Here is a 17,645-nt window from a genome sequence, read left to right as displayed (position 1 = left end):
TTATTTATTCTACCTTCTTTCTATTTTTGTTTTTCCATTCTGTATCAATCGTTCCCTTCGCTAAGCTTTTCAAGTTATGGTCAAGAGCAACTCTGTCATCAAATACAAAACAGTGCCCTTCCCACATAGACTTTTCAACAGGAATGGTAGCAAGGTAATTTAAAATACCGCCATTAAGCTGATAAACTTGCTTAAAACCTAGTTTCTTTAAGTAAGAAGTGGATTTCTCACAACGGATACCACCTGTACAATACATGGCAACTTTTTTGTCTTTTTTATCGATTAAATGCTTTTCTACATACTCAGGAAAATCCCTAAAGTTTTCTGTCTCTGGGTTAACAGCGCCTTTAAATGAGCCTAGCTTTACTTCATAATCGTTTCGAGTATCAATTACAACGACATTAGGATCAGCAAGTAACTCATTCCATTGTTCAGGCGTTAAATGGATACCTGTAGATTCTTTGGGATTTATTTCAGGCGCACCTAAGGTTACGATTTCCGGGCGTAATTTTACTTTTGCTTTATCAAAAGGATTAAAATCATCGTAGGTTTTACGGAAAGATAAATCACTTAATTCAGCAAAGCTTCTTAAATAATTTTCTAAATAAGAGACCGAATCCTCTGTCCCACAAAAGGTACCGTTTACGCCTTCTGCAGCTAAAATAATGGTGCCACGGATATTCTTTTCTTTCATTACCATCAATAATGGCTCTTTCATTGCTTCATAATTTGCAAGAGGCGTAAATCGATAAAAGGTTGCAATTGTATATAAACTCATTTTTGACCTAACTAAACTTCTTTCTAATCAACTATATTATATCTAATTATTTCTAATTAGACGGTTTACTAAAATAAAGTTGCTGATAAAAAAAACATATTTTATCTTAAAATTTAGTTAGTGAGTACTAAAAACCCCTTTTATTTAGATTTAAGCGCTTTAGCATTTACCTATTCATTCTTCCTGCTTAGTTACCAGATAATGCAGCGATTAGGATTTATCATAGGACTAGGGCTAGCTATATTAAATGCTGTTGCAAACTGAGGAATATTCGCTAAGGGGCCATTTACCCGATAAACTGCTGGTGGATGAGGATCCGTTGTTACTAAATTGCGTAATTGTTCTGGGCGTATATTACTAGCCCAAACATGGGCGGCACCTAAAAAGAATTGTTGATCTGGCGTAAAGCCTGCAACTGTTTTAGCCTGTTTATAAGCTCCTGACATATGAAAAGCTAGATAGGCCAACAAAACACCACCTAAATCTGCTGTAGCTTCACCTACTACAAGCTCGCCCTGAATGGCTAGGCCATCTACTTTATAACCTCCATACTGCTTAACAATACATTGGGTAGCTTGATGAAAACGTTCCCAATCTTTAGGCGACCACCAATTTTTTAAGTTGCCATGACCATCAAATTGCGCGCCTTGATCATCAAAACCGTGGGTAATCTCATGACCAATAACAAATCCAATAGACCCATAATTTACAGCAGCAGGCGCATTAGGATCAAAGAACGGCGGCTGTAAAATGCCAGCAGGAATATTAATGTTATTCATTGAAGGATCATAGTAAGCATTAATCGTTTGCGGCGTCATATCCCATTCTTCTCTATCTACTGGTTTATCAATTTTATTTAAATCTCTTTTAATTAAAAATTGATTAGCGCGAATTACATTCAAAACATAAGGCCCCCGATTAATTTTTAATCGAGAATAATCACGCCATTTGTTAGGATACCCTACTCGATCCTCCATTAAAGCCAGCTTTTCTAAGGCTGCTTTTCGTGTACTTGGTGTCATCCAGCTTAATGTTTGTAAATCAGTTTCTAGTGCTTGTCGAATATTACGTAAAATTGCTAACACATCTGTTTTCGATTTTTCAGAAAAATATTTTTCTACATACAATTTACCTATTGCAAATCCTAATAGGTTATTTTCTGTACTTACAACTCGCTTCCAGCGAGGTAACAATTCTTGCGCACCTGTTAAAACAGTTATCATACTAAAGTCTTCGTCTACAAATGGCTTAGATAAATAGGAGGCAAATTCATCTAAAAGATGCCATTGCAAATATATTTTCCAGTCTTCTATGCGAATACTAGTTAATAGTTTACTGACTCCAATGAAAAAATCAGGCATAGCGACATTAATTGTTTTAATATTTGGCAAGTCTAAAGCTTGAAAATAGGTTGACCAAGAAAAATTAGGGATAAGTTCTTCTAACTCTTTACGTGTCTTAATATTAAAGGTTGCTTTTATATCCCGTTGTTTAACTTGCGGCATAGATATCTTAGCTAGAGCAGTTTCTATGTCCATCACAATAGTTGCTTTCTGTTTAGCTGCAAATTGATTATCGCCTATCAGCCCAAACAGACGAGAGATGTGGCTAAGATAAGCTTCTCTTATTGCTTTAAATTTAGGATCCTCTCTCAGATAATAATCTCGATCAGGTAAACCTAATCCTCCTTGCAGCGCCACACCAATCATTTGTTGACTATTTTTATAATCTGTCATGCTGCTGAAATTAAATAATACATCGACTCCCATTAATTGCAGTCGAGTAATAACAGCTTGCAAATCAGCATAGGTTTTAATGTTATTAATTTGATTGATAAAGGGTTGTAGTGGTGTAAATCCTAATTTATTAATTGTTACTATATCCATACCACTATAATAAAAATTCCCTATTTTCTGTTCAATACTTCCAGAAACAGCTGGCTTATTAGTGACATTGATTAATAGTTGATGAAGCTTTTTTTGTATATCTTGCTGTAGGATATTAAATGTACTCCAACTAGCATACTGTGGTGGAATAGGATTTTTTTTCTGCCATGTGCCATTAGCATATTTATAAAAATTTTCCCCGGGTAAAACACTGTTGTCGAGCCAATCTAAATGGAGTGCTTGTGCTAGAAAACTATCATGCACTGGACTAGTATATGAATGAGTAGAAATTAGAAAGAATAATATATAAACGAGAAATCTACTTGAAATCATACTAGCCCTTATTAAAAGACTTAAAATTATTTTATTTACATTAGCCTCAGATTAAGTCTGATTTAGAAAGTTAATTTATAAATAATTATTTTAAATAGCCATTTAGGCTCTGCCTAAATTAATAATTTCAAATTACCATAATCCTATAGAAAAACAAATTGCTATACTTGGAATAAGAAATGTTAGGAAAGAGATATGCAAATAATAAATCGTTTAATATTTTCCTTGTTAACATTAGTAAAATTAGTTATCTGGGTTTTTATCTTTATTACTTTATTTGGCATCATTAAGCCTTATCTTACTAATGTAAACAAATATACTTATTTAACACCGATAATCAATACTGAAAGAACTGTAAACAATAATGTTAAAGAATACATTCCTACCACAATAGCTAGATATGATATGTCTAGGCCAATTACAATTATTTTTCTTATTATCTTATCTGTTCTTACAACTCAAGCAAAACTCGCTTTAAAGGAACAAGCAAGAAAGTCAAGGATGAAGAAAGAGCTGGGGTTGCTAAAGCATAAAGCAGCTACTGAAAAACAACGTCAATCTATAGACAAGTTAGAAGAACAACTTGATAACAATCCTACGAGCAAAAATAGACAACAATTATTAAAAGAATTTGTTCTTTTAAAAAAGGAACTAGAAAAGACGGGTAGGAATCTCTCCTTTTTATCTGTCGATGTCGTGGATTCTACAGGGATGAAACAAGGTGAAGATCCGGTTATTGTAGAAAGTGATTTCAATGAATATCGAAATTTTGTTTGTAATAAATTTAAGGAAGCTGGCTATATAAAAGCCGTCTGGACACCTGATGGGGTAATGGCCTGTTTTAATACGACTGAACAAGCCATTAACGCAGCCCGTTCAATAATTTCTGGTTTAGATGATTTTAATAAAAATACGAAAATGATAAAAAGGGATTTTAGCGTGCGTTGCGGTATAAATACTGGATTTGTATATTATGATCTATCAACGCCACTTGAAGAATTTAGTGATAGAGTTATTGATATTGCCGGACATATGCAAAAACATGCCAAGCCTAATACTATCTATGTAGCACAAGAGATTATTAAGCCGATTAAAACCTATGAAGATTTTGAGTCAAGCAAGGTCATAGTAGATGGTTTTGAAGTATGTGAATGGAATCCCAAAATAACAACTAATCCAAATAATAGTAATCAGTTATTGTCTTAATACACGATTAATATATTGCAGCTAAATTATATTAATAATGCCTAAAAATTCGCACTTTTAATAACTATAAAATTATTTAAAAAATAAGAAATAACTATTTAATGAGCTACCTGTTTAACTGCCTATAAATTAATTTTTATTTAATTAACGCAAATGTTTGAAATGTTCAGAATTTAATTTAATCTAATAAGGCAAACTCAGCTAATTATGCTATATTAATTTTGATTTTAACTAACTTAAAAAGGAATTTAATTATGAAGCTTAAAATAATTACACTTGGTTTACTTTCCACTTTTACTATGCCTCTCGTGTTTGCAGCGGATGCTACAACTACTCAAACTACAGGTACCCAGTATAATGCAGGCAATGTCAACCAAACTAACACAACTTCAAATCAACAAGCTAGTGATCAAAAAAATCAAAAAGATAGTGAGATATTAGGGATTTTGGTGGTATTAAATCAAAATGAAATTTCAGCCGCTGATCTTGTTTCTAAAAAGAAAGATGTTAATGCTTCAGTAAAAAAATATGCAAAAATGCTAGCTAAAGAACATGCTAAGAACTTAAGAGAAACAATGAAGCTTAGCCGTAGTATTGGCTCGCCTGTACAAAATGATACAGCTAATAACTTAAAGCAAAAAGGAGAAACCGAATTAAACACCTTAAATTCCTTAACAGGTGCTGCCTTAGATAAAGCTTATATTGATTCTATGGTAGCTGATCATCAGCAGGCTATACAGTTATTTGATAATGATTTAATACCGAACGTAAGTAATCGAAAACTAAAAGATCATTTAACTCAAACACGCAAACATTTAGTTAAACATTTAAAAGAAGCACAGCAGATTCAAAAGAAGCTAAATCAAATGGACAATTCTTCAAATACTTCTAATCAATCCAATACTACAAATACGCCAAATACAGCCCAATAATAAACTGTTTAAAATTACTTAAACCACAACTGCAATAAGAAGAACTTAAGTTCTTCTTATTGCTTAATTGAGTTGCACTGTTATGGATTACCACCAGTACCAGTAGTACCTGTAGTTCCAGTACCAGTTGTTCCGGTAGTGCCCGTTGTTCCGGTAGTGCCAGTTGTTCCGGTAGTGCCAGTTGTTCCAGTAGTACCCGTTGTTCCGGTAGTACCAGTAGTTGCGGGCACGTCTGTTGTTGTCGTTGTAGTACTGTCTATTGAAGTATTAGATGCAGGAACAGTAGCACTAGGTGTTTCTACATTAATTGTGCTATTTCCTGGTGCAGGTGTAGTCATTGTATTCACTGTATCATGATCTCCTAAAACATAGTAAAGAATCACACCAATGATTACTACAATGACAACTATCGCAACGATAGCAACGTTATTACTAGAATTATGATCTGCCATTACAATCTCCTTTTGTTTATGCTTATTCCCTACCTATACTAGTATAGGACTTTTAACAAACTATGCCACCTAACTCCTCTAGGCACAATTAGTAATTAAAAATCAACGGCATGACTATTGCAAGAAATTACGAAAAGATAGAGATAAAATTTTAAATATAATACATTTTCTTAATAAGTGTCTTCATTAGACCTCTTTCCAAACCGTCAGTGGCATTTTTGGAAAGAAAGAGGTCTATTTTAAAGGATAAACGAAACTGGAGGTATATACCGTGCAAGCAAGTCAAGCGATTTATGAAAATGAAAAAATTTTTAAAAAAGAGCTAATGACTTCCTTTCAATCTGTTCGTGAAAAAACTGAAAAAATATGTAGAGCATTAATTACAGAGGATTATATCATTCAAGGCATGCCAGATGTTAGCCCTCCTAAGTGGCATCTAGCACATACTACCTGGTTTTTTGAAACATTCATTTTACGAGAATCAACAAATTATCGACCTTTTAATCTTTCTTACGATTATTTATTTAATTCTTATTACCTAAACGTTAATCCACCTTTTCCTCGTCCAAAACGAGGATTATTATCTAGACCATCAGTAGCTGACATCTATAATTATCGAGAATATATTGATAATCAAATTTTAGAGCTCATTGATAAAGCGTCCTCTAATAGTTTAAATAAACTATATCCTTTAATTCGTTTAGGGATAGAACATGAGCAGCAGCATCAGGAATTATTACTTATGGATATTAAGTATAATTTTTCTCTCAATCCTGATTTACCAGCTTATTTTACATTAGAAACATTGTCTAAATTAGCTACTGTTCAAACACCTCTAGAATTTATCAATGTAAAAGGTGGAAGTTTTATAATGGGTTATCAAGGTATAAGCTTCTGCTTTGATAATGAACTTCCCAAACATCAAAATTTTATAGCAGATTTTTCCATTGCTAACAGACTGATTACTAATGAAGAATACTTGGAATTTATTTTAGCAGGTGGATATGATGACCCTAATTTATGGCTGTCAGATGGCTGGGATTGGATAAAAAATAATGCAATTTCCAGTCCTTTATATTGGTTTTATAGAGATAATTGTTGGTATGAATTTACGCTAAGCGGGGTAAAACGTATAAATTATTGTGAGCCAGTTTCTCACATAAGTTATTTTGAAGCGGATGCTTATGCTAGATGGCGCTCTTGTCGTCTACCCACTGAAGCAGAGTGGGAATATTTTGTGAATCAAAATCAAATACCCTTGAATGGTAATTTTCTAGAGCAAGGCTTTTATCATCCAAAGCCCTCATGTCAACAATCCAGAAACTTGACTGCAAAACAGTTTTTTGGTGATCTCTGGGAGTGGACAGCCAGTCCCTATACAGCCTATCCTCGATATAAACCTTTTTCTGGCTCTGTTGGCGAATATAATGGTAAATTCATGAATAACCAGTATGTTCTTCGTGGCGGCTGCTGTGTTTCGCCGCAAGAACATATTCGAGTAACCTATCGTAATTTTTATCAGCCAGAAAAAAGATGGGTATTTAGTGGTATTCGATTAGCAAAAGATAATTAGAAAAGGAATTTTAATGACTGGAGATTTAAATATAACCACCCTGGAACAGCCTGATTTAATTGAAAGGGATAAAGTAATTTTAACCGACATATTAAATGGTTTAGCAAGTAAAAAAAAATTTATTTCCTCAAAATATTTTTATGATGAAAAAGGAAGTGAGTTATTTAATAAAATAACTCGTCATCCAGATTATTACTTAACTAATTGCGAATTAGAGATTCTACAAAATCACAAAGCTGACATAGCAGGTTTGCTCAACCAACAAAGTTTTAATCTTATAGAACTTGGTCCTGGGGAAGGAATTAAAAGCCGTATACTTATTGAGCAATTCCTACAAGATTCTTTAGATTTTACTTATTATACAATTGATATTTCCAATAAGTATCTTAATCAAATTATTAATCAGTATAATCAAGAGCTTCCTGACGTAAAATTAGTTGCTTTAAATTCTGATTATCTTAAAGGGCTACAGTGGATAAAAACCCAGTCTAAGCGCAAGAATTTATTATTATTTTTAGGTTCAAGTATTGGTAATTTTAATTATGAACATACGCAAACTTTTCTGAATGAAATTTGGACTTATTTACAAGATGAAGATTATCTTTTAATTGGGTTTGACTTGCGAAAAGATATTGATGTTTTATTACGTGCCTATAATGATAGTGATGGAATTACACGCGCATTCAATTTTAATTTGTTACACCGTTTAAATCAGGAGCTAGGTGCTAATTTTGATCCTGCGCTGTTTTATCACTATGCTCCCTATAATGTATACTCAGGGGCGATGGAAAGCTATCTTATTAGCTCCCAAGATCAAACCGTTTTTATTAAAGCACTTGATAAATCATTTCACTTTTCTGAATTTGAGCCGATTCATTTAGAATTTTCTTATAAATATTTATTATCACAAATTAATAACTTTGCTAGCAAGAGTGGCTTTTCAATCGTCAAGAACTTTTTTGATTCTAAAAATTATTTTGTTGATTCACTTTGGCAAGTTCATAAGTGAAATTTATTAATTTTAAAATTCATGCTTAGTATACTAAATTACCAACTTAATATACTAAGCTAACGGGTTTAAAGCCCTGTTCACTTGTAATGAAGAATTTACTATTAATTGACTAAAATGATAAATTTATTACATTCTGCTATTATTTTTGTTTGATTCAATAAATTAACTCACTTAATATACCTTTATTTTCTGCAAAGGTTTAATTTTTAATGAATGCTATAAAAAATATTTTTAGCCATACTATTTTCCTAAGTCGTTGGTTACAAGCTCCCTTATATTTTGGCCTTATTTTAATTTTAGGTGCTTATGCTTATCGCTTTATCGTTGAGTTATTTCATTTACTTATTCATATTCAATCTTTTGATGATACACATATTATGCTTGGCGTATTAGACTTAATTGATGTTGTGATGATAGCCAATTTATTAATTATGGTTATTATGGGTGGGTATAATACATTTATTTCAGAGCTTAACTTACAAACACATCCTGACCAACCTGATTGGCTCGATCACTTAGACGCAGGCTCTATGAAAGTTAAGCTTGCTGTCGCCTTAATTGGTATTTCCTCAATCCATTTGTTGAGAACCTTTATTGATCCCTCCAAGCAAAGTAATTATGCTGTTATGTGGCAAATTGTTATTCATTTAACCTTAGTTATTTCAGCTCTAGCAATTACCTATACTAACCGTTTATTAGGTGATAAAGCACACTAATTGATTTTTTTTAAAGGTAATTCTCTTATTGATTATTATTTAAAATTTATTTCTTAATATAATCTTACATTTGACAGGCCTTATATGTAGGCTTAACATAAACTGATGAAATCATATTTTAATTTCTAAATCTTAGTCTAGAATAATAAAAAAGCCGGCGAAACATTGGTTGTATAAAGACTTTTGCTAAGGAGAATATATGCCAGGACTATCTGCAGGCAGGAAAATATCAAAAAACTTCACTAAATATAGTTAACTCTCCGATTAGGCTAAAGAAAAATGGAGCTAGGCCGAAAATAAGGTCACTCATTTAGTAATAAAAGCTTAATTAATTAGCTAATCTAAAATTTATTTTCAGTTAAACTGGAGCTATCATGGATAATAAAAGCAAACACCAACAAGACAAACGTAAACAGGATCAACAAGATAAGAATACGCGCGGTCAACAGCATGGCCAAAATCAAAAAGGGCAATTTCAGCATGGAGAAAGCCAACAAGGTATAAATGGGCATAAATCAAAGTAACATCAATAGACTTTCTTTGGAAACGCTAGTGCAACAGCCAAGTTGCAGTGCTCGAATCCTCATGTACTCTATGTACACTCCGGTTCTGTGCGCTGGCGCAACTTGAATTTGACTTCTTGCTGCGAGTTTCGAAATAAGTCTAATAAAATTTTACTCCTAGAATGAATGGAAGCTTATTAACTAGAGAAAAAAATGCATACCCCAAAATATACTTACCCAGGTAACCTTTCCACCAGTGAAAAGCTATTTAAAAGTTTCTGTGACAGTTACAAACATCGTGATTTACATCATATACTGAGTCTATTTACTAAAGATGCCACCTTATGGGGCACAGGTATTGATGAATACCGCTATGGCTTGAAAGAAATTGAAGAACAATTAGTACGGGCTTGGAGTCAATCTGAAGATAGTGAAATTACGATTATTAATTTTAATCCAGCGCCTGCTCATTCTTTCTGGGCTAGTGCTAACTGTAGCGCTAAATTATGGATTGATGGGCAAAGTTATATCTTGGAACATTTAAGAATAACAATTTGCATTGATGAAGAAGACCAAGCTTGGAAAATTGCGCACCTCCATGCTTCTTTTCCTGATTTTAGAAATCCACGCGATAGTGCATTCCCTATTACAGGAAGCTAGTAAGTATAGTCAAGATTGCCTATCTCTTAATTCACATTTTATAAAAATACTAAGAAAATTTGTTTAAATCTTTGCTATTATTTAACCTATCTGGTCTTTTAATACTTATTTTTCTTATGACTCAATACTTACAAATCACCAATAAAGTAAAGGCCTGGACAAAACATGTTATTTTTGATGAAAATGCTAAGGAGCAAATTATAAATCTAGCTTCTTTACCCATTATCTATAGACATGTTGCTATAATGCCAGATGTACATTTAGGAATTGGGGCTACGGTAGGCTCAGTTATACCTACAAAGAAAGCGGTAATCCCTGCTGCTGTAGGTGTAGATATTGGCTGCGGTATGATAGCTATGCGAACCAATTTATTTGCTAAAGATTTACCTGATGATTTATATAAACTTCGTTTAGCAATTGAAAAAGCAATTCCAGTTGGTTTTGATAAATGGACAGAACAAACGATACCGCAACTTGCTATTAAGATATGGAAAAACAAACTTAATATAGATTATCTCTCTTTAAGAGAGAAGCATCCCTTAATAGGCGGGGCTAAACAGTCAAAGAATCGTTCTAACCCAGTTAGTCAACTTGGTACGTTAGGTGGTGGCAATCATTTCATAGAATTGTGTTTAGATGAAAAACAACAACTTTGGCTTATGTTACATAGTGGCTCCAGAGGAATAGGCAATATAATTGGAACGTACTTTATTGAGCTAGCTAAACAGGATATGCAGGCTCAGTTAGGCCAATTACCAGATAGAAATTTAGCTTATTTTATTAAAGGTACGAAGCATTTTGCTGATTACTTTCATGCTGTAAACTGGGCACAGAATTATGCTAGATGCAACAGAGATATTATGTTACAAATCCTTGTTCAAACAGTAGCTAATTTTTTAGGTGTATCCATTAATACTGATTTGTATGTAGTCAATTGTCATCATAATTATGTTGCAGAAGAAAACCATTTTGGCCAACGTGTTTACATTACTCGAAAAGGCGCAGTATCTGCTAAAAAAGATGAATTAGGTATTATTCCTGGTAGCATGGGCGCTAAGTCTTTTATTGTCAGAGGCTTAGGCAATTCTGATAGTTTTAATAGTTGTAGCCATGGTGCTGGGCGCGTCATGTCACGCCATCAAGCAAGAAAATTGATTAGTTTAGATGAACATAAGGTAGCTACAAAAGCTGTTGAGTGCCGTAAAGATAAAAATATACTAGATGAAAGCCCTGCTGCCTATAAAAATATTGATGCTGTAATGAAATCACAAGAAGATTTAGTAGAAATATTATTTACTTTAAAACAAATTTTATGCGTAAAAGGTTAAAAGTAATTAACCTCGTTATTAACCTCTGTTATTCTCTTATTGATAAAACTTATTTAATAAATATTGTACAAGGATAGTAAATGACTTTTTTCTACGCGATAGGAAGGAATACCAGTCGAGTCTTTCGCTCCTTTACTCTTTTTTTCGCGTTTATAGGTCATGTAGGTCATAGCGCTATCAAAGCAACTTTTGGCTCTTCACATATCGTATGGCTTAATGTATTAAAGATTCTTTATAATTCTGGAACAGCAATTGTTGTTCCACTTATACTTATTAGCTTTTTATCAGCTAGTACATTATGCCTTAATCTCTATTTCATTTTACAAAATTTTAATCTGCATGAGAAAGCTCTCCCACTTGCCCAAACCACGTTAACTAGAGATCTACTGCCACTTTTAATAGGATTAGTCTTGTGCATTCAAGCCTCACTTAATTTGATTATCAATCGAGTTAAAATTACAAAGCTACGCCATACACAGCATGAAGTTATTCTTACCTATATATTACCTATATTTGTAGGCACAAATATGTGTGCTGTACTTTTATATGCTTACACACTTACTGCTTCTTTAATTGGACTGTCTTATGTATTTAATTATTACTTCAATATGACGTTATATGAGTATATGCTTCATATTAGTCACGCAGTAAAAATTACCAGTTTAATGATTGGAACAATTAAGACACTTCTATTTGCTACAATTGTCAGTTTAACAGCTGGTTATTATTATTATTTAGCTGCGGTTATACACATCCCTCTGCGCACTGCTGTATCTCGTATTTTAACGCGTGGTGCTCTGTGGATTGTTGTAGTAGGCACCTTATTAAAAATTCTACGGATTTAAATGATCGCTCAAATAAGTTTAAGGATAAATTAATGCGTCATGAACCTTTTTATACTTTAATCGGTATATTTGTAGTCGGTGGCCTTGCCCTGATGTTTCTTGGAGGTTTATTTTTTTATCAGCAACATACGCAGGCAAAAGAGCAAACGTTTGTTATGTTTTTTAAAGGGTCATTGAGAGGATTAAGCGCGACGGCCCCCGTAACCTATCGAGGTGTAAAAATTGGTGAAGTTTCGCTTATTGAAATTACAGAAAATAAAGTTAAAAATAAAGTCGAAATACCTGTTTATGTCGAGTTCTTTGTAGAGAAAAATCTTGATTTTGCTCAGAATCCAGTTGAATTATTAATTAGAAATGGCTTTGTTGCTAACATTTCCAACCCTAATTTTTTAACGGGTGTTGCAGAGATTGAACTTATCAAAAGCGAGGTTAAACTTACGAAGTATCAGCCTAGCTATTTCCGTGGTTATCCTATTTTTCCAACAATAAATACTAAGGAGAAACCAACTACAATTAACGACACCTTAAAATCAGCTCAAATAATGATTGAAGAAATTACGAAGTTTGTCCGCTCCCCCGCCTTCCGAGAAACTGTAAATTCTACTCGTCGAATGGCTAATAGCTTTAATCAATTATCGCGTAATCTTGATAATCGATTACCCTCTGCTATAAATAACTTTAATCAATTAACGCGTAATCTTGATAATCGGTTACCCTCTGCCATAAATAACTTTAATCGCTTAGCGCTCAATCTTGATGATTATTTACCACCAGCCGTTAATTATTTTAATCGGTCTATAAGAGAAGTAGCAGAGGCTGCCAATTCCTTTCAAAACTTGAGCGATTATCTAGCACGCCATCCTGAATCACTCCTACGAGGTAAATCGTGATCTATAGGACAATTAGCCTTATTCTACTAGTGCTAACATTGTTTTCTTGTGGCCGGTCAAAAGAAGCAGAATTTTATTTGTTGAATCCGATTCCGCCCCAGAAAGATAAGGCATTATATCATGGCATGCAAATTGGTATAAATGAGATTCAAGTGCCCGAATACGCTGAAAAGCCACAATTAATGATTAACTACACCCCTTATAAGGTTCAATTAGAAGAATATCATCGCTGGGCTGAATCCTTAGATAAAAATATAGAACGAGTTATTGAAGCTAATCTAACTACCTTATTGCCAGGTGCTGTTATTGAGCGATATCCATGGGACACTCAATTTAAACCTAACTACCATATCCAAATTGATATCTTCCAATTTGAAATTGATTATAGCGGCGATAGTATTTTACGAGCAGATTATTTAATCTTTTCGAATGAATTGTTAATTAAAAAATATAACGTTTTTTATCGGCTCAAATTAATTAATGAACCTGTAACCATAGAAGCCTTGGTTAAAAGTATGAATACTAATTTAAATCACTTAACAACAGATATTGCGAACTCATTTAAAACAGTAAGTAAGTGAATTAACAGCACAAACGAGGCTTTATTCTTATAGATTTTAAAACTGTTATAAGCAATACTTACTGCCAATTGTTAGTATAAGCCATTTATAAATGGCTTATACTAATAAGGTTTTTTATTAATCTAAAAGATTCCAAGCTTGCGTCCAGGCTAAACCAACACCAGGCTCATAATAAGCAGGTGACTGTGAACACCATCCAGAGTATGGCCAAGGTTTACACTGATATCTCTTATGATCGTTACGGCCCATCACTATTGTGCCCGCCTTATAATTTGCTATACCATCAGGGTAAATATAGTCTACTACTTCGCCAGGATTCTTTAGATCAACTGCAACGCGATAGTTACTTACATTGTTATCCTTAATATAGATCTTATAAGCACTACCAGGCGTTAAAACAATATTACCTGAAGCCGGATCTAGGTGCCCAATTTGTAAGAGACTTGATTGGCTATTAACCTTCTCGGCAAGAGCGTAAGGCCATTGCGTTGCACTAGAATTACTTTGATCTGTAACAATATTATGGCTTTCTACCTCTGATCCTTTCCTAAACAATCTTAAATGAGCTATTGTACCAGGTACGACATCGGCAGTATTGTATAAGGTATCTAATTCCTGCCAGTTTACATTGGATGTCCCTTGCTTAATAAAAATGTCACTACAGGAATAAAATGCTTCTGGGCTGTCTGCACGCTGCCATATTACATACAAAATATGCTTACCCGTTTTATTAGCCGGTATTGGACAGTTCATTTTATAACGTCCATTTTCTAAAGTAACACTGGTAATTGTACAAAAAGCCTCATCTAAATCGCCCCATCTTAAAGGCTGCGAAGGCGTATAATTATCCTTAGTTAAATAAAATTTAAAATATTTAGTGCTGTGGGGCGCAGTCGCATTATAAATAAACTGGACTGGCCTATTGGGTTCAACACTAATTAAAGTTGTTGGCCAATCTTCTCTAGCTAAGTTTAACCCTTGAAATAAATCTCGGCCTCCAGCACACAGGGTGCCATCAGGTATAATGGCTTGGTGTCTATCGTTAGCTGCCCCCTGGTTGACCTCATTCCAATTATAGATAGCTTGTTTTCCCCCAACCGCAATGGCTGCCTTACAGGCTTCTGACTTGGGATTTTCCGGGCCTTCTTTATAACATTGATAAGATCGAGAAATGGGAAATTCCATGGAGCCATGCGCTTGCACTATGGCAGATGTTCCTATTAACAATAGACTAGATGGTATGAGTAGCTTTTTCATTGTTTTTTCCTTCTGTTTTTTATGAAGAGTCCCTATTTACCTTTAAAAATAACTTAAAAATTCTACTTTTAAATTTTAGAATATAAAAAAAATCCAGCACAAATCTACTAATTACGTTCTAAGACAATTAATTCTAGTCAACATTTATAATTTTGCGAGAATGGTGATTAATTACCCCTTACCTATAAAACTTTAAAAGTAAGATTAATTAAAGGCTTAAGCTATTTATTTTGGCTAATTTATTTAATAAAGTCTTTCCTTAAATCTCATGGAAATTTAATTAGCTAATACTAAATTATCAAGCCTGTGGTGCAGAAAGATCCGGTATATTTTTATTACTACTATGAGCGTCTACGACTTCTTGAGGCGCATTATCTGTGAATGAGCCTTCCTTATCCATCCATTTTAAATGAACAAATACGTCTCTAAAAGTGCCCTCTTTACTCTTAGCTTCCTTAACTATATCATTTAATTCTAAATCATCTATAGATAAATTTTGACCAAAAAAGCACGTACTTGGGTGGTAAAGGCAGTTATATGCTCTCGCAAACTGCTCTTTAGCATTTAAGCCCTTAAAATCTACAATAGATACATCAATTAAGTTATTAAATTGCTCTTTAGTAAATCTATTCGAAAGCGATAAGTTTTTAATAATAGAATAGACCCGTTCTGCTTGTTTTCTAGATGAAATGGCAAAATATGAGCCATCTGGATTTTGAGTAACCAAGTTTGTAGAAATCTGAGTCTTGTGCTCTGGGTTAATTAGATTTTCTAAAAAATCTTTAATTAGTTCTCCTTGTACAAGGACATTTCCCTGCATTTGATTAAATACAGCACTGTCTCCACGTATAATAATGCGGCCTTGAGCTTGGTTAAACAGCGCTCCCCCCTCATACATAGACCTCATATGCTCATCTACCCAACTTACTACCCATGTAGGGTTAGATTGATTAGAATCAGATTCTATAGATAATTCTAATTTTTCTTCTTTAGTACAGCTTAAAGTAATATGCATAAGGATAATTTAGTGAGTAGTCTAATTTTAGTTTAAGTAAATGTACACAAAATATCAACTTTGTACATAAATTAATTTAATTGTTTATTTATCATTAATGTTGATTTATAATGAAACAACCAGAAAAAAGGATGCTATCTATAAATAATAGGTGATTTTAGGTTAAACAGAAGCAAATATTACTTAAAATAACTTGTTTAGCTTCTGTTTAGCTAAAGATTAAATTTATAATCAAATAGAACTGTTAACTATTAATTTATTGCTGGAGTAAGCGACTGATTAATTTCATTATTTTTCCTATCAGATGGTACATAAGACCTACCTAAAATAGAACAAAGCGCTTTTTGATCCTCTAAGCTTAAATAAGCTGCTACGGCTTCAAGAGGATTAACATAATCAGTATCAGCTATCTCTTCCTTACTTAATGACTTACGAGTTACAGCTTCATAGTGCTCATAAGAATAGTTAGGATCAATTTGCCACTGATCAACCACTGCCATATAGATAGAATTAAAAAGCATTTTTGCTTTATGAACCTGTTTTAAAAGCTCTCGCTCTCCTGTATTTCTTGGCACTGAGCCTAAATAAGAGAAATAGTTCAACCAACTATTTTTTTTTATAGGTGGCGATTGAATAGTATTTATCCGAGCAAAAGCCTCATAATAATCACATATTTGCTCAATTAAATGATCGCGATAAGATTGGTATGGGCGGGGTAAAATAGCATTTCTAAATAACCATTCTAGCCGCTGCAACCGTCGGATAACTATTTTAGCTTCATCCGAGTAATCCTTAGAAACCTGTAACGGTAGATTTGTTTCTTTAGAAAGAGCCTCCATTTCTTGTGGAGGTAGAGTCCAATAGAGTTTAACATTAGCGTCTTCTAAAGCACGATAATATACTTTTTTTCCAGACCTCTTAGTATGCTGCCTTAGAGGGCCTGTACTGTGTAAAAATATCCTTTCTAAAGGGCCACTAAACCGAGGAATAGTTGGATGTTTATCATTTTCTGTTAATCGACTAAGTTGCTGATCTGTTAGGATGCCTTTTAACAGTGACAAAGCTTGCGTTTTACAAGTATAAGAGCCCTTTAAGCTAGGCCCCCAAAAAGTTAAAGATAAATTTAATTCAAAAGGTTTAAGTCTTGATTCGCGTTGCTGCTCTTGTGCTTTGGCTTGTTCAAATTGATATATTTGCGTAGACCAATTTTCATAAGGATAAATTCTTGTGTCTTTTTTTGCCTTTGTAGCTAGCCCTTGTTGACTCATCACTTCACTAATTGCTTGTTCTTGATCATCAACCATTGTCTTACAACGCTGCTGCAATAGCCTAAATTTTTCTTCTGTTAACTCAAATGTAGCCCCATGTAAGCCACATCCTAAGTCTAAAGTACGCAATTCTTCAGGGCGTAACATGCCGTGATTACCATTTAAATCAACATCCAAACCTAAACTTATTTTTACCTTCTTTAGTAATGAATTAGGCATAGTCGTAGGTAGGCCATAAAATCCCCACTGCTCAACCACTTCTATTTTGCCTTTGTCCTCCTCCCATTGCGATAGTAAAAGGCAACTATGCCAGAAAGGATTACTACCAGTTTCTCGATCGAGTACACAAAAGGTCACTGCATATTTCATTATCATTTCCTTGTTGGAAGTTGTATTAATTAAAGAGTTGG

At 33.7% G+C, this 17,645-nt stretch carries 17 protein-coding genes; 11 read left to right on the top strand and 6 right to left on the bottom strand.

Features of this window, described 5'->3' with window-relative positions; genetic code table 11:
- Nucleotides 1-4 precede the first annotated feature (4 nt).
- Nucleotides 5-778: an oxygen-dependent tRNA uridine(34) hydroxylase TrhO gene (gene trhO / locus ACQUW5_RS03875; RefSeq protein ID WP_444989897.1), complete on the bottom strand. Its 774-nt coding sequence runs from the start codon at nt 776-778 to the stop codon at nt 5-7.
- A gap of 191 nt (nt 779-969) precedes the next feature.
- Nucleotides 970-2,997, bottom strand: a complete 2,028-nt coding sequence (locus ACQUW5_RS03870) for a M13 family metallopeptidase (protein ID WP_444989896.1) — start codon at nt 2,995-2,997, stop codon at nt 970-972.
- 195 nt (nt 2,998-3,192) lie between these two features.
- On the opposite strand from ACQUW5_RS03870, the gene ACQUW5_RS03865 reads away from it, so the two are divergent.
- Nucleotides 3,193-4,203, top strand: coding sequence for a hypothetical protein (locus tag ACQUW5_RS03865; RefSeq protein WP_444989895.1), 1,011 nt, complete (start codon nt 3,193-3,195; stop codon nt 4,201-4,203).
- 254 nt (nt 4,204-4,457) lie between these two features.
- On the top strand, nt 4,458-5,135 hold the full coding sequence (locus ACQUW5_RS03860) for a DUF4142 domain-containing protein (protein ID WP_444989894.1): 678 nt from the start codon (nt 4,458-4,460) through the stop codon (nt 5,133-5,135).
- Nucleotides 5,136-5,215: 80 nt separating this feature from the next.
- On the opposite strand, the gene ACQUW5_RS03855 is transcribed toward ACQUW5_RS03860, so the two are convergent.
- Nucleotides 5,216-5,587, bottom strand: a complete 372-nt coding sequence (locus tag ACQUW5_RS03855; RefSeq protein WP_444989893.1) for a hypothetical protein — start codon at nt 5,585-5,587, stop codon at nt 5,216-5,218.
- 271 nt (nt 5,588-5,858) lie between these two features.
- On the opposite strand from ACQUW5_RS03855, the gene egtB reads away from it, so the two are divergent.
- The 9 genes from egtB to ACQUW5_RS03810 all read left to right on the top strand — a co-directional run bounded on the left by egtB (nt 5,859) and on the right by ACQUW5_RS03810 (nt 13,695).
- On the top strand, nt 5,859-7,160 hold the full coding sequence (egtB, locus tag ACQUW5_RS03850) for an ergothioneine biosynthesis protein EgtB (RefSeq protein ID WP_444989892.1): 1,302 nt from the start codon (nt 5,859-5,861) through the stop codon (nt 7,158-7,160).
- Between the two features lie 13 nt (nt 7,161-7,173).
- On the top strand, nt 7,174-8,169 hold the full coding sequence (gene egtD, locus ACQUW5_RS03845; protein WP_444989891.1) for an L-histidine N(alpha)-methyltransferase: 996 nt from the start codon (nt 7,174-7,176) through the stop codon (nt 8,167-8,169).
- A gap of 212 nt (nt 8,170-8,381) precedes the next feature.
- Nucleotides 8,382-8,888, top strand: a complete 507-nt coding sequence (locus ACQUW5_RS03840) for a TIGR00645 family protein (protein WP_444989890.1) — start codon at nt 8,382-8,384, stop codon at nt 8,886-8,888.
- A 374-nt stretch (nt 8,889-9,262) separates the two neighbouring features.
- Nucleotides 9,263-9,412 (top strand): hypothetical protein, encoded by a 150-nt coding sequence (locus ACQUW5_RS03835; protein WP_444989889.1) that lies wholly within the window; start codon nt 9,263-9,265, stop codon nt 9,410-9,412.
- A 192-nt stretch (nt 9,413-9,604) separates the two neighbouring features.
- Complete coding sequence (locus tag ACQUW5_RS03830; protein WP_444989888.1) at nt 9,605-10,051, top strand: nuclear transport factor 2 family protein; 447 nt, start codon at nt 9,605-9,607, stop codon at nt 10,049-10,051.
- Nucleotides 10,052-10,167: 116 nt separating this feature from the next.
- Nucleotides 10,168-11,379 carry an RtcB family protein gene (locus tag ACQUW5_RS03825; RefSeq protein WP_444989887.1) on the top strand — a complete coding sequence of 404 codons (1,212 nt, stop codon included), beginning with the start codon at nt 10,168-10,170 and terminating at the stop codon, nt 11,377-11,379.
- A gap of 80 nt (nt 11,380-11,459) precedes the next feature.
- A complete protein-coding gene (locus tag ACQUW5_RS03820) occupies nt 11,460-12,224 on the top strand; it encodes an ABC transporter permease (protein ID WP_444989886.1) in 765 nt (254 codons plus the stop codon).
- Nucleotides 12,225-12,256: 32 nt separating this feature from the next.
- Nucleotides 12,257-13,114 (top strand): MlaD family protein, encoded by an 858-nt coding sequence (locus tag ACQUW5_RS03815; RefSeq protein ID WP_444989885.1) that lies wholly within the window; start codon nt 12,257-12,259, stop codon nt 13,112-13,114.
- Nucleotides 13,115-13,191: 77 nt separating this feature from the next.
- Complete coding sequence (locus ACQUW5_RS03810; protein ID WP_444989884.1) at nt 13,192-13,695, top strand: PqiC family protein; 504 nt, start codon at nt 13,192-13,194, stop codon at nt 13,693-13,695.
- A 117-nt stretch (nt 13,696-13,812) separates the two neighbouring features.
- Here the strand turns inward: ACQUW5_RS03810 and ACQUW5_RS03805 are convergent, their stop codons facing one another.
- From ACQUW5_RS03805 to ACQUW5_RS03795, 3 genes are all read right to left on the bottom strand, one after another.
- The gene (locus ACQUW5_RS03805; RefSeq protein ID WP_444989883.1) at nt 13,813-14,952 is read right to left on the bottom strand and encodes a lytic polysaccharide monooxygenase; all 1,140 of its coding nucleotides are present in this window, start codon (nt 14,950-14,952) and stop codon (nt 13,813-13,815) included.
- A 298-nt stretch (nt 14,953-15,250) separates the two neighbouring features.
- Nucleotides 15,251-15,967 carry a hypothetical protein gene (locus tag ACQUW5_RS03800; RefSeq protein WP_444989882.1) on the bottom strand — a complete coding sequence of 239 codons (717 nt, stop codon included), beginning with the start codon at nt 15,965-15,967 and terminating at the stop codon, nt 15,251-15,253.
- A 251-nt stretch (nt 15,968-16,218) separates the two neighbouring features.
- Entirely contained in the window at nt 16,219-17,604 is a 1,386-nt protein-coding gene (locus ACQUW5_RS03795; protein WP_444989881.1) for a hypothetical protein, read from the bottom strand.
- Nucleotides 17,605-17,645: the final 41 nt, after the last annotated feature.

The sequence above is a fragment of the Legionella pelazae genome, assembly GCF_052527395.1.
The sequence above is the reverse complement of the archived record's forward strand: the minus strand, read 5'-3'. Positions and strand labels throughout refer to the sequence as shown.